The sequence below is a fragment of the Sphingobium sp. UBA5915 genome (assembly GCF_002431195.1).
In the GTDB taxonomy this organism is placed as follows: domain Bacteria; phylum Pseudomonadota; class Alphaproteobacteria; order Sphingomonadales; family Sphingomonadaceae; genus Sphingobium; species Sphingobium soli.
Window position 1 is genome coordinate 69,930 of the sequence record NZ_DJDV01000005.1, and the last position, 10,600, is coordinate 80,529.

Annotated in this window: 11 protein-coding genes and 1 pseudogene; 2 read left to right on the forward strand and 10 right to left on the reverse strand. The window is 60.9% G+C overall.

Annotated elements, in window-relative coordinates:
* Positions 1-24 precede the first annotated feature (24 nt).
* From B2V90_RS00890 to B2V90_RS00915, 6 genes are all read right to left on the reverse strand, one after another.
* Positions 25-291 carry a hypothetical protein gene (locus tag B2V90_RS00890; protein ID WP_051035725.1) on the reverse strand — a complete coding sequence of 89 codons (267 nt, stop codon included), beginning with the start codon at positions 289-291 and terminating at the stop codon, positions 25-27.
* A 391-nt stretch (positions 292-682) separates the two neighbouring features.
* A complete protein-coding gene (gene arsH, locus B2V90_RS00895; protein ID WP_017500788.1) occupies positions 683-1,429 on the reverse strand; it encodes an arsenical resistance protein ArsH in 747 nt (248 codons plus the stop codon).
* Positions 1,426-2,454 carry an ACR3 family arsenite efflux transporter gene (arsB, locus tag B2V90_RS00900; RefSeq protein ID WP_293919435.1) on the reverse strand — a complete coding sequence of 343 codons (1,029 nt, stop codon included), beginning with the start codon at positions 2,452-2,454 and terminating at the stop codon, positions 1,426-1,428. Before arsB ends, arsH begins: the two co-directional genes overlap by 4 nt.
* 5 nt (positions 2,455-2,459) lie before the next feature.
* Positions 2,460-2,996 carry a GNAT family N-acetyltransferase gene (locus B2V90_RS00905; RefSeq protein WP_010339349.1) on the reverse strand — a complete coding sequence of 179 codons (537 nt, stop codon included), beginning with the start codon at positions 2,994-2,996 and terminating at the stop codon, positions 2,460-2,462.
* Positions 2,993-3,406 carry an arsenate reductase (glutaredoxin) gene (gene arsC / locus B2V90_RS00910; protein ID WP_017500790.1) on the reverse strand — a complete coding sequence of 138 codons (414 nt, stop codon included), beginning with the start codon at positions 3,404-3,406 and terminating at the stop codon, positions 2,993-2,995. Before arsC ends, B2V90_RS00905 begins: the two co-directional genes overlap by 4 nt.
* 10 nt (positions 3,407-3,416) lie before the next feature.
* A complete protein-coding gene (locus B2V90_RS00915) occupies positions 3,417-3,746 on the reverse strand; it encodes an ArsR/SmtB family transcription factor (protein WP_017500791.1) in 330 nt (109 codons plus the stop codon).
* Positions 3,747-4,555: 809 nt separating this feature from the next.
* On the opposite strand from B2V90_RS00915, the gene B2V90_RS00920 reads away from it, so the two are divergent.
* Both B2V90_RS00920 and B2V90_RS00925 read left to right on the forward strand, forming a co-directional pair.
* Positions 4,556-4,798: a hypothetical protein gene (locus B2V90_RS00920; protein WP_293919436.1), complete on the forward strand. Its 243-nt coding sequence runs from the start codon at positions 4,556-4,558 to the stop codon at positions 4,796-4,798.
* A 376-nt stretch (positions 4,799-5,174) separates the two neighbouring features.
* Positions 5,175-5,696 (forward strand): hypothetical protein, encoded by a 522-nt coding sequence (locus B2V90_RS00925; protein ID WP_157228602.1) that lies wholly within the window; start codon positions 5,175-5,177, stop codon positions 5,694-5,696.
* 1,655 nt (positions 5,697-7,351) lie between these two features.
* Here B2V90_RS00925 and B2V90_RS23030 read toward each other — a convergent pair.
* The 4 genes and pseudogenes from B2V90_RS23030 to B2V90_RS00940 all read right to left on the reverse strand — a co-directional run.
* Positions 7,352-7,621: an ankyrin repeat domain-containing protein gene (locus B2V90_RS23030; protein WP_017503561.1), complete on the reverse strand. Its 270-nt coding sequence runs from the start codon at positions 7,619-7,621 to the stop codon at positions 7,352-7,354.
* Positions 7,622-7,631: 10 nt separating this feature from the next.
* Positions 7,632-7,907: an ankyrin repeat domain-containing protein gene (locus B2V90_RS23035; protein ID WP_313326164.1), complete on the reverse strand. Its 276-nt coding sequence runs from the start codon at positions 7,905-7,907 to the stop codon at positions 7,632-7,634.
* A complete protein-coding gene (locus tag B2V90_RS00935) occupies positions 7,897-10,104 on the reverse strand; it encodes a catalase (RefSeq protein ID WP_026109702.1) in 2,208 nt (735 codons plus the stop codon). Before B2V90_RS00935 ends, B2V90_RS23035 begins: the two co-directional genes overlap by 11 nt.
* 175 nt (positions 10,105-10,279) lie before the next feature.
* Positions 10,280-10,600 (reverse strand): annotated as a pseudogene (locus tag B2V90_RS00940) (integrase core domain-containing protein); the annotation flags it as partial.

A 10,600-nucleotide genomic window follows, 5' to 3' on the forward strand; every position in this document is an offset into this window, starting at 1 on the left:
CAACCATGCCGACATGCCAGGGCCTCATTGCTCCGAATCGTCTTCAGCCTCTGCCTCCTGGCGTTCTTCCGCGAAAGAGCGACAACCTTCTTCAAAGGACCAGGACTTACCGCCGCAATCGTCGGGGTCGGTCAGGTCATTGTCCTCAGCCCACCGATATCCAGCGTCATGGCCGCTGCAATCCTGTGTGCAGCCATAACCTTCATAGGAACCTGCCGAGCCTTCCAGCGAATCGCGTCGAGTTTCATATTCGGCATATGTCTCGCCGCCCTTGATCTGGGGCTGTTCCATCGCACTATGCTGGCCGGGCGCAGCTGCTGCGTCAACGAAGGATGCCCCTGGCGCAGGCTTGGTGCCGGTCGGCGGCTTTTCACCGCCGATGAATATGGCGATCAACGCGATTATGCCGCCTGTCGCGGCGAGCCCCCAACGCGCCATCTATTCCCCCCTGTTTAGCCTAACGATGCTTCTACCGAGTCTGGCCGGACGACTACAAGCCCTTCGAATAGTGCCATCTCCGTCATCCGATCGAAACCGACCGAGGCTCTGTCATCAAAAATGAGCCGATGATCCGCGAGACTGCCAAGCGCCAGCTTCGAGGTGAGAAGATCAAATACCTGCCCTTCCGGACCTGGGGATCGAAAACTCGCCTTGGAACGGCAAAGAAGGGTCGACCGCGGAATCAGGACTGGCCTGCTATCGCTATAGCAGAAAGGTCCGCATTGGCTTCGATAGGCGCACCGGCCTCCTTCCGTTCAGAGTATCGGTCAACGAGCTGGGCCGCATACGGCCGCATCAGCCCCGTGAAGCGCACGAGTTCCTCCATCACGTCGACGATGCGCTCGTAATAACTGGACGCTCGCATCCGTCCGTCCTCGTCGAACTCCTTGTAGGCCATCGCGACTGAGGACTGATTGGGGATCGTGAACATCCGCATCCAGCGGCCCAGCAGGCGAAGCGAGTTGACGGCATTGAAAGATTGCGAGCCGCCGGACACTTGCATGACCGCAAGCGTTCGCCCCTGCGTCGGCCGCATCCCGCGCATTTGGAGCGGCAGATGGTCGATCTGCGTCTTCATGATGCCGCTGATCTGGCCATGCCGCTCCGGGCTGCACCAGACCATCCCTTCCGACCATAGCGCGTGCTCGCGCAGTTCATGAACGGAAGGATGATCGTCTCCGGCTACCTGATCTGGCAGCGGCAGGTCGCTGGGATCGAAGATTCGTGTCTCGGCGCCGAAGAACTGCAGCAGGCGGGCGGCCTCTTCCACGGCGAGGCGCGAGAAAGAGCGTTCCCGCAGCGAGCCGTAGAGCAGCAGGATGCGCGGAGCCGGTTGATCCGGGCCAAGGCCGCTGGCGGGGCGTGCAAGCGCGAAGGTCTTGTCCAAAGCAGGAAGATGATCGAGGTCGGCGAGTTCGCGCAGTCTCATGCGGCAATACCTTTCTCGTACCAGGGGCGTGTCCGCTTCACCAAGGCGACGATCGACAGCATCACCGGCACTTCGACCAGCACGCCCACGACCGTTGCCAGCGCGGCGCCGGAATTGAGGCCAAAGAGGCTGATGGCAGCGGCCACAGCCAGTTCGAAGAAGTTGGAGGCACCGATCAGCGCCGAAGGGCCGGCGACGCACCATGCCACGCCGAAACGGCGACTGAGCCAATAGGCGATGCCAGCATTGAGATAGACCTGAAACAGGATCGGCACGGCAATCAGCGTGATCACCAGCGGTTGCCGGATGATCTGTTCGCCCTGGAAGCCAAACAGCAGCACCAGCGTCAGAAGCAGACTCGCAAGGCTGATTGGGCCAATGGCGGACAGGAAACGCCGGAGCCGCTTCTCACCGCCGCAAAGGTGCGCGCGGCGGAGCAGTTGAGAGATGACCACCGGGGCGACGATGTAGAGCCCCACCGACAGCGCCAGCGTGTTCCACGGCACGGTGATCGATGCCACACCCAGCAGCAGAGCCACCAGCGGCGCGAAGGCAAAGACCATGATCAGGTCGTTCAGCGCGACCTGGCTCAAGGTGTAGTTCGGTTCGCCGTCGACGAGTTTGGACCAGACGAAGACCATCGCCGTGCATGGCGCTGCAGCCAACAGGATTAGCCCGGCGATGTAGGACGACGATGCGCCTTCAGGCAGCATCGGTGCGAACAGATAGCTGAGGAAAAACGTGGCAAGCAGCGCCATGGAGAATGGCTTGATCGCCCAGTTCACTACGAGGGTGACGCCGATGCCGCGCCAGTGCTGCCAGAGGCTTTGGAGCGCGCCGAAATCGACCCGCAGCAGCATTGGGATAATCATCAGCCAGATCAGGCCCGCCACCACGAGGTTGACGTTGGCGATCTCCAGCGCTGCGATCGCCTCGAAGGCGCCCGGAAGCAAGTGGCCGAGACCGATCCCGACTGCGATGCACAGAGCCACCCACAGCGAGAGGTAGCGTTCGAACAGTGACATGGCCGTCAGTCCTTCCCGGAAGCGACAGGCGCGGTCGCTGTACCGCCGCCCAAGGCGACCTGCATGTAAACCGTGTCGAGCCAACGCCCGGCCTTCCAGCCCATGCCGGTCAGGCGGCCGACATGCTCGAAACCGCAGGATTCGTGGAGCGCTACCGAGCCAGGTTCGCCGCCGCCGATAACGGCGACCATCTGCCGAAAGCCATAGGCTTCAGCTGCCTGCAGCAAAGCCTTGAGCAGCAGCTTGCCGATGCCGCCGCCGCGCCGGTCGTGCGCCACGTAGATGCTGTTCTCGCAGGCATAGGCGTAAGCTGGTCGATCGCGGAACTGCGTGGCGTAAGCGTAGCCCACCACCGCAGATCCATCACAGGCAACAAGAAACGGCCAGCCCCGCATGGTCACCATCTGTATCTTATCTAAGGTATCGGACTCGGTCGGTGGCACCACCTCGTATGTCGCCGTGCCATTTAGGACATGATGCGCATAGATGGCGGCAATGGCCTTAGCATCGCCGATCGTTGCGCTGCGAACCGAAAGGGTCATCGCCGGGGCGCTTCCACGACTTCGCCGTCTTCCTTGACGAACGTGCTGCGCTGCTCGGTCGGCAGCAAATCCAACACTTCTTCGGAAGGACGGCAGAGCTTCACGCCCAGCGGCGACACCACAAGCGGCCGGTTGATGAGGATGGGATGCTCCATCATCGCGTCGACCAATGCCTCGTCCGTCAAGGTCTCGTCGCCGAGGCCCAGTTCGGCATAAGGCGTTCCCTTCTCGCGCAGCAGAGCGCGCGGAGTAATGCCGACCCGCTCGATGAGCTCAACCAGCAGCGCACGACTTGGCGGCGTCTTCAGATATTCGACAATGTGGGGTTCGATGCCCGCATTGCGGATCATGGCCAGGGCATTGCGAGAGGTCCCGCAAAGCGGGTTATGGTAGATCACGATATCGGTCATTATCGCCTCTTCAGCAGCAGGTCAGTTCGGCCAGCAGCGGCTCGCACAGTTCAGCGCGCCCCTGGCAGCAATCCTTGGCTAGATAGATCATCAGTCCGCGCAGCGCGTCGAGGTCGGCGCGCTGGATTTGTTGCCGACCACGCTTCTCGGAAAGCACTAGGCCGGCCTTCACCATCACGGCCAGATGCGTCGAAAATGTGCTCTGGGTCAGTCCTGACGCTTGGACCAGTTCGCCGGTCGACAAGCCATCCGGCTCATGTCGGATCAGCAGCCGAAACGCATCGAGCCGCGTGGGATGGCCAAGAGCGGAGAGAATGGAAAGGGCGTCATCGGTGTCCATGCATCGTAATTATCCGATGCGATATGGACCGTCAACAATAGATCGAATATTCCCGATGCTTTAATCGTCAGGCTTGAGGGCAGCTTGGGACCAACTGCCAATGGAAGCTGGCATTTCGAGATTGGCTCGACGCGCGATTGGAACGGAAAACCCGACCGTCTGCTTCTGGGGACCAAAGATCGTCCCTTGAACGGCTAATTTGGGTCGACTGCCGACCAAGCGTCTGATTTTACCGCATGGCCCTCCCGAATCACATTATTCGCTAAGACGCTGCTCCATCGCCTAGCGGAGCAAAGAACCGTCACCATAGCCTTTATATCGATCGCCTCATTCGCACAGCGGCCGGCATTCCAGAGCAAGTGCAGCATCGTTGATCAGGAAATGATTGACCCTTTGAAACGCTCGGCGAGCGTGTTCTGGATGGCAGACCTTGCCACGGCGCCTCTTGCTTGATAGCTGTGTTGCATAACCAACACAGATGGCATGGCTAGTACATGTACGCACTGCGATGGTGGGTTTCCTCGCAGGCGCATCGCCTGCGGCGGCAAAGGCGGGGCCCATTCTCCCGAACATGACTGCCATCCTGAAAGAACAGCATGTTGAAAGCGCGTCAGTCGCGGTGATCCGCCGCGGGCGCGTCGTTTCGGCGAAGGCTTGGGGTATGTCCAGGCCCAGGCTGCGCAGCGACCGCCTCCACGTCGTACAATTTAGCATCGGCACCCGCCGAATGAACCAGGAAGGATTAAAGCTTGCCTGAGCGAGCCATGCTACCCCTGATGATCGCATGAGGGTCTATGGATGATCGGACAATGACTGAACATATTGCGCGCCGGATCCGCGTGCTCAGGGCAAGCCGGCCAATGCTCGGTATTGGGCGTACTTTTGTAACTCGTGTCGTCAAGAAGCTTCGTGACGAAGGCACGATCGCAACGCCCCGCTGCGTTTTCACGGTGAAGGATGAAGATTTGCTGTGGCGGACGGCCTGCGCATGCACTACCCCGATCGAATTTGATTTCGATACCGTTCTGCATGGCATCTATCCGTCTGGCTGACCTGCGCTCGAGACATAGTCGCAAGGAACTCCACGTCCCTCCGCCCGGGCCCTTTGGGACGTCCCGGCGGCGTGGCGGCCCTTCCAAGACTAGCGACATTGGGCGTTCAGCAGCTTCCGGTCGGCAACTGGCCTGCCTGTAGGGAATTTGGCATGCGGCCAATCTCAACGTCTGTTTGATTGCGTGTATCGGAGGGAGAGTCACATAGTCTGCGCTGCGCACCTCGCCTTTCCACTCAAGGGCATGGTCTGACAGTGCCGCGTTCCCCTTTGACAGCAGATTTGCACGCTCCATGGTGCCCAGCGGAACACTCATGCGCCCGCTCCGTTAGGTCTCAGCCACACTGATGGCCAGACTTTAGAAGAGGATCGAGGAAATGGTTCAAGCATCAGCGCTTTTTGATACCCATGCTGAAGCCGAACGCGCGGTTTCCGACCTGCGCGCGCTAGGCGTGACCGACACCGACCTATCGGTCATTGCCCACCATGGTGGCACCACGACGACGCGCTCGGGGGATGGCGAGATCACCGATGAGCACCATCGAAACATCCTTCGCGGCATCCTGGGAGGCGGTGCACTCGGAGCTGGTCTGGGGGTCGCGGCACTCGCAATTCCTGGTGTGGGTCCGCTGGCCGCCGCCGGCGCCATCGCCGCTTCGGCTGTTCCCGAAGCGATCGGCCTCGGCGCTGTTCTTGGAGCTGTCGGGGGCAGCCTGAACGAAGTGCTGACCAAGCATGGCATAGAGGAAGAAGACGCAGCCTATTATAACAGCGGCCTCAAGGATGGCAGAGTATTGGTCACTGTGAACGATGCAGGGATTGACCAGGACCTCGTCCGGGACGTTCTTTATCGCAACGGCGGGCATAATGCTGCGCGGGCACGGGCTGCCATTCTGTGATACTGTGCGGCCGGGAGCGAGCGTTCCCGGTCGCATCCTGATCACCAGTCTCGTAAGCAGCGGGCAGGGACTTCCAGCCTCACTGCGATCTGGAATTTCCATCAGCGATCCGTCGCCCTGCATGCCAGTTGAGCGCCATGGTCCGACGGCTCGAGATTGACCTTTCGACCTGCAAAGGACTCATGGCCATGACCAAGGACGACAGCAAGCCATTCTTGCCTCCGGGATATGACGGGGACGAGAAGACGACCGGGGAACAGTTGAAGATCACTCCTCTTATTGACGTTGATGGACCTGACAGAGGGCGCAGAGCCCGGGAAGGATCCGGCGCTGTTGCCGGTAGCGGCGCGGGTGCTGGCGGCACTGCGATCGGCACCGAAGACTATGACGCGGATAGTGCAGGGGGGGGGCGGTCCGCCACTCGATGCCGGCAAAGGGCATAGGGCGCTGCCTGACATTAAAAATAAGAAAGGCGGCGCGGGAGAAGACGTCGACCTTCCTCCAGGGTCTTCGTCGACGTAACGCCGCGGTCTCGCGGGGCATTCCCGCACACGCGTTGGCCACGCTTGGAATCGCTGACCCTGTGCTCGTCGGTGCTCTGCGGCTTGAGCTTGCGCATCGCGCGTCCGCCGGGCCGGGAGTCCCCATCAGGTGCCTCGTCCGACGCCAGCGCAGGTGCCGTTGGCTGAGCTCAAACAGAATCAAGCTTGTCCAGGCGTCTGCGAGGGGGGGCCTGAGCGCGCATCAAAATGGATCGGTGTGCTGGAGCTCGGTGCCGATAGTATCGCAGACGAAAATTCTGGGCACGTCCGTCAATGTCGGCTGTTGGGTGAATTGAGGAGAGCGCAAAATGTCCGAAAGGATTGTGCCGATAGGGTCCTGACTGAGCGGGACTTGGTAAAGTTGGGGGACTGGTTTCGACGCCACTTTCCCATCGCGAGGAACGACATGTTCGCCGACCTTATGGCGAGGCTGGACAAGATTCCGTTCGATGCCAAGCTAGACCCAAGACCGGGCGGTAAGCATTGTCCAGGAGTGAAGCGGGTGATGCCTGTGCACGTTGGGGTGGCGACAGGTTAACAGCATGCGCTGCGCGGCCTCGACACGACCATCGGCTGGCGCGGGTCGGCGCGGACCGGGCATGGAGTGGAGCGTCGCGAGTGCCCGATGCAGAGAGGTCGCGTGGAAGATACGGAATGAGCAGCGGCTGGGACGGCGTCAGCACCTTGGTAACGCGCACCATTTCGAGAGCGTCGCGGTTGGAGTGAGCGCCACTTGCTGCGATCCGATCGCACTTCCAACGCCCAGGGCGAGTGGGGCACCCTATCGCTTGCAGCTCCGGCGGATGCACGCGCAACCGCCCCAGCAGTGGGCCAGCCGTAAGGCAATGCCTCCGCTGTCGGGACCGCTGCTACGCCGGATTATCGGCCAGAGGAAATCATGACCGGCTCTGACATCAACGGATTGATCGCCAAGGCTCAGCATCGCAATCGGCCGCAAGCCCTTTCTCGGTTCGACTTGCAGGGCAACGGTACCGCGCTGGCGGCACCGGACCCGTGGCCTTTCATGACGGGTTCTTACTGCGCTGACGGAGGACCGCCACGTCGATCATCTTATGCGTGACGCGCTGCTTACACATTGGTGGTCGCCTCACTTCACGCGAGTACGGGGCGCCTGGCCTTAAGCCGCGCGACCATCAATTCGTTGCTTTGTGTCTCCGCCATCGAGATCGCGCTGTTGCCTGCGGCATCCTGAACATGAGGATCGCCGCCACGATCGATTAACAGGTCGACAATCGCGCTATGGCCGAAGAGTGCCGCCATCATCAATGCCGTCTGACGTGCCGAATTGGCGACGTGGGGGTTGGCACCGGCGTCGAGCAGCAGTTTGGCAATCTGCGTATATCCCTTAAATGCAACGCCCATGAGCGCCGTGTTACCGCGAACGCGATCCTGTTGATCGACCGGCGCGCCGCTCTAGAAGCGCCGCGGTCGCGGCTTCACGCCCGTGATAGCTTGCCAGAATCAAGGGCGTGTAACCCTTCGGGTCCAGCGCCGTGATGTCTGCGCCTGCTTGAAGTAGCGCAGCAATCACGTCGTCGCGACCTAGCCGCGCCGCATCGAACAGCAACTCCTGGATGCGCTCTGGCGAGGGCAGTGACGGAGGCGCCTGATCGTCGTTGGCTGGGCCGCCTATTGCCTCACTTGGCATCGAGATCGACCCTCAGCTCCCGCGGCCAGTAGCGCAAACCAGCGATCGCCTCCACGAAGGCAGCCGCGTCCTTGGCGGTCGCAAGCGCGAGGCAGGCTTCGTCAAGATCGTCAGCGATGCCACCCTTGTCGAAGATCGGCTGGGCTTCTTTGGTCAGGCCGATATATTTGCAGTGACCAAAGGCATCGCGCACGAAGTCCTGCGTGGCAGCGTCGGTCGCGAGCAATGCAGCGCCTTCGCCCGAAACGACAACCGCCACCGCGTCGAACAGAGTGGAGGGCCCGCCGTCGATTTTCTGCTTGGCGGCCACCTTCGTGCCGTCCGAAAGGGTAACCCCGCCGATCTTTGGAGCAATCACTTCATAGATCGCGCCGACCTTATCGATTGCTTTCACCAGGCCGTTGAACACGCCCGCATCGGCCCCGTCGCTCAGCAGAATGCCCAGCTTACGGCCTTTGAAACTGGGCGGCCCGTTCTTGACGATGGAGAGGGCGTCGGAGGGCGGCAGATCGGTAAGGGTTGGCCGGGCCGCCTGAGCCGGCACAGGAAGTTGCGACAGGCCAAGGCCATCTGCCACCGTGGCGGCAAGGCCATCGTCGATGTTGAGCAGGTGGGAGACCATCCGGGCGCGGATGTCGGGTCGTTCGACCTTGCTCAGCTCGAAGACGAGCGCATCGGCGATATGCTTCTGCTCGATCGGCAGCTGGCTGATATAGAAGAGGCGCGCCTGGCTGTAATGGTCAGCGAAGCTTTCCGGCCGGATCCGCAGTTTGGCGCCATCCTCAGTCGCCGCGAAGCTTGTGAATCCGCGGACCGGATCCTCGCGTGGGCCACCGATCGTGGCACCCCAGCTGTTGGGCTCGTAGTTCACCCGCCCACGTGGATTGGTCATCGCCATGTGCCCGTCCTGCTGGAAGTGGGCGACCGGGCATTTAGGCGCGTTGATCGGGATGTGCGTAAAATTAGGTCCACCTAGCCGCTTGAGCTGGGTGTCAAGATACGAGAAGTTGCGGCCCTGCAGCAGCGGGTCGTTTGTGAAGTCGATCCCGGGCACGACGTTCTGGGTGCAGAAGGCGACCTGCTCGGTCTCCGCGAAGAAATTATCGACGACGCGGTCGAGAACGAGTCGGCCGACCACGCGCACCGGCAGGATGTCTTCTGGGATGATCTTCGTCGCATCAAGAACATCGAACGGAAAGCTGTCCGCGAACGCCTGATCGAACAATTGTACGCCAAGCTCCCACTCAGGGAAATCGCCGCCGTTGATGGCATCCCAGAGGTCGCGACGATGGAAGTCCGGATCCGCCCCATTGATCTTGACGGCCTCGTTCCAGAGCACCGACTGCAGTCCCTGTTTGGGCTTCCAGTGAAACTTGACGAAGGTTGAGTTGCCCTCGACGTCGACGAGGCGGAAGGTGTGCACGCCGAACCCCTCCATCGTGCGAAAGGAACGGGGGATCGTACGGTCCGACATAATCCACATGACCATGTGCATGCTTTCCGGGGTCAGGGTGATAAAGTCCCAGAAATTGTCATGCGCCGTCTGCGCCTGCGGAAAGGCGCGATCGGGCTCGGGCTTGGCTGCGTGAATGAGGTCCGGGAATTTGATCGCGTCCTGAATGAAGAAGACGGGAATGTTGTTGCCAACTAGATCCCAATTGCCCTCATTGGTGTATAGCTTGACGGCGAAACCTCGAACATCACGGGCGAGATCGAATGATCCCTTCGATCCGGCGACCGTCGAGAAGCGCACGAAGGCGGGGGTGCGTTCACCGACACGCTGGAAGACGTCTGCGCGGGTGACGTCGGCTAGGCTGTCGGTGAGCTCGAAAAAGCCGTGCGCGCCATAGCCGCGGGCATGGACCACGCGCTCAGGGATGCGCTCATGATCGAAGTGGAAGATTTTCTCGCGGAAGTGCGGATCCTCCAGCAGCACTGGCCCGCGTGCCCCTTGCTTGAGGCTGTTCTGGTCGTCCGCGACCGGGACGCCCTGCTGCGTGGTGAGTACCGCAATGTCGCCTTCCGCTGCCTGGTGCGTTTCGCCACCATCACTCTGTGGCTCGGCAAAGCTTTCGGAAACGGTCGCGTCAGCGGGAATGAGAGAGGCCTTCTGGGGAGATTCGCCTGACAGCGGTGCACCGGGAGCGATGTCGGCTGGAATAACGCCTTTCCGAGGTGCAGCTGGTTTCTTGACCATGAGAAGCTCCCTTTTGTGAAACGGTGGTGGCGCGCGCTCTATTAAACAAGCCGTGCCTCCGACCACTTCAAACCTGCGACTTAGGATACGGTTGCGGCTGGTGAGCAAAATAGATGATGTTTGATGCTCATCGCGTAAAATTGATCTGCCCCCGCCGAGTGGACCGATAGGTTTGTTAGTGCATTAAGCTGATCGCCGCCATATCCGGCCGGAGGTGGAGCGAAGCGGAACCGGAGGCCGGATATGGCGGTGTCGCCGTTTCTGGTGCCGGTCGTCGGTATCCCAGGCTGCTATGAGGGCGGACGGTGTTGTAATGCCGCCGCCAGGCTTCGATCAGCAAGCTGGCTTCGGCGAGGCTGTAGAAGATCCACCATTGAGCAGTTCGTCGCAAAGCGCCCCGTTGAAGCTTTCGTTATATCCATTCTCCCATGGTGATCCCGGGGTGATGTAGAGCGTCTTCACGCCGATCTGACGCAGCCATTTCTGGACGGCGGTC

Excerpts from the sequence above, each read along its gene's own strand:
- B2V90_RS00890 (WP_051035725.1), bottom strand. The coding sequence starts at position 291 with ATGGAACAGCCCCAGATCAAGGGCGGCGAGACATATGCCGAATATGAA.
- arsH (WP_017500788.1), bottom strand. The coding sequence starts at position 1,429 with ATGAGACTGCGCGAACTCGCCGACCTCGATCATCTTCCTGCTTTGGAC.
- arsB (WP_293919435.1), bottom strand. The coding sequence starts at position 2,454 with ATGTCACTGTTCGAACGCTACCTCTCGCTGTGGGTGGCTCTGTGCATC.
- B2V90_RS00905 (WP_010339349.1), bottom strand. The coding sequence starts at position 2,996 with ATGACCCTTTCGGTTCGCAGCGCAACGATCGGCGATGCTAAGGCCATT.
- arsC (WP_017500790.1), bottom strand. The coding sequence starts at position 3,406 with ATGACCGATATCGTGATCTACCATAACCCGCTTTGCGGGACCTCTCGC.
- B2V90_RS00915 (WP_017500791.1), bottom strand. The coding sequence starts at position 3,746 with ATGGACACCGATGACGCCCTTTCCATTCTCTCCGCTCTTGGCCATCCC.
- B2V90_RS00920 (WP_293919436.1), top strand. The coding sequence starts at position 4,556 with ATGACTGAACATATTGCGCGCCGGATCCGCGTGCTCAGGGCAAGCCGG.
- B2V90_RS00925 (WP_157228602.1), top strand. The coding sequence starts at position 5,175 with ATGGTTCAAGCATCAGCGCTTTTTGATACCCATGCTGAAGCCGAACGC.
- B2V90_RS23030 (WP_017503561.1), bottom strand. The coding sequence starts at position 7,621 with ATGGGCGTTGCATTTAAGGGATATACGCAGATTGCCAAACTGCTGCTC.
- B2V90_RS23035 (WP_313326164.1), bottom strand. The coding sequence starts at position 7,907 with ATGCCAAGTGAGGCAATAGGCGGCCCAGCCAACGACGATCAGGCGCCT.
- B2V90_RS00935 (WP_026109702.1), bottom strand. The coding sequence starts at position 10,104 with ATGGTCAAGAAACCAGCTGCACCTCGGAAAGGCGTTATTCCAGCCGAC.